The sequence below is a fragment of the Streptococcus sp. HMSC064D12 genome (assembly GCF_001837205.1).
In the GTDB taxonomy this organism is placed as follows: Bacteria; Bacillota; Bacilli; order Lactobacillales; family Streptococcaceae; genus Streptococcus; species Streptococcus salivarius_D.
This window is the reverse complement of sequence record NZ_KV831773.1, coordinates 788-1,671: the sequence shown is the minus strand read 5'-3', so window position 1 is coordinate 1,671 and position 884 is coordinate 788. Positions and strand designations below refer to the sequence as shown.

The following is an 884-nucleotide window of genomic DNA, read 5'->3' as shown; positions in this document are numbered from 1 at the left end:
TTTACCTTGTCTACTTAAGAGGTATCATATCAGACTGCATATCTAACATGAAGGTGTTTTTTACTGTGCTTATCTGAGCATTGTAAAGACTATTACAATCCTAAAATACTAATAATCTTCGTCCTCTTCTTCATCTTTCTTCCGTTTGGCAAGAAAGGCAAGACCAGTTGCCGTCGCTAAGGCACCGAAGAGTGTAGCTAACGACGATTCAGTTTCTCCAGTCTTCGGAAGTTGTTTGGCTTCAGTATGATCCTTAGGAGACATACTTTCAGAGCTTGAAGCACTAGCTACAGACGTAGGTGATGAATCACTAGCACTGATTGACACACTTTGAGATGCAGAGATACTTGCACTCGTTGAGGCACTCTGTGACGCTGATGTACTTGCGGATTCTGATGCACTTGTTGATGCACTTTGTGATGCACTTGTACTTGCCGATTCACTAGCGCTGGATGAGGCACTCTGTGACGCACTGATACTTGCTGAAGTTGAAGCACTTACTGATAGAGAAATCGAGGCCGATACTGACACACTAATCGAATCAGAAACAATAACACTATTAATATCAACACTGTCAAGGGAGTGGATCGCAGGTTCTCCCATACTTGTGATAACTGAGCTTGATGCCGACGTACTTGCAGACTCACTCGCACTTGTTGATGCACTCATTGACGCTGACGTACTTGCGGATTCAGACGCACTCGTTGAAGCGCTCATGGAAGCCGACGTACTTGCCGATTCGCTGGCGCTGGTTGAGGCGCTTTGCGATGCTGACGTACTTGCTGACTCTGAGGCGCTGGTTGAGGCACTTTGTGAAGCGCTCATGGACGCTGACGTACTTGCTGATTCTGACGCACTCGTTGAGGCACTCATCGACGCACTGG

At 46.6% G+C, this 884-nt stretch carries 1 protein-coding gene; it reads right to left on the bottom strand.

Annotation, left to right across the window (positions count from 1 at the left end):
- Positions 1-108: 108 nt before the first annotated feature.
- Positions 109-717, bottom strand: coding sequence for an LPXTG cell wall anchor domain-containing protein (locus tag HMPREF2697_RS10300; RefSeq protein WP_305366763.1), 609 nt, complete (start codon positions 715-717; stop codon positions 109-111).
- Positions 718-884: the final 167 nt, after the last annotated feature.